We start from the raw sequence: 402 nt of genomic DNA on the forward strand, positions 1-402 counted from the left end.
CAAAACTTTAAAAACCCTTTTTATGATGATAAAAATCCCTCTTGTAATATTTACAAGGATAAAAAAACAGGCATCTATCGGATTAAAGATTTTGGGGATCCTCGTTTTAATGGCGATTGTTTTTCCTTAGTTGGCTATTTATATGGTTTGGATTGCACACAGCCTCACGACTTTGTAGAAATCCTAAAAATTATCAATCAAGATTTAAGTTTAGGATTAGATATTTCTTATTCTAATACACCTAAACGCCCCCAAAGAAAAATTAAAGTGGAGGCTAATCCCGCAACAACTATCGAATCGCCTAGCTATCGTCCCTATATGATAGTAGATAAGAACTTCAGTAAAATAGAACTTGACTATTGGGAAACATTTGGAATAACGAAAACAGTTTTAGATATATTT

General features: G+C 32.3%; 1 pseudogene. It reads left to right on the top strand.

The features are described from left to right. Window positions 1-402: pseudogene (locus VQ048_RS12740) on the top strand (bifunctional DNA primase/helicase); the annotation flags it as partial.

Source organism: Bergeyella anatis (assembly GCF_036016955.1).
Taxonomy (GTDB): Bacteria; Bacteroidota; Bacteroidia; order Flavobacteriales; family Weeksellaceae; genus JAYWXI01.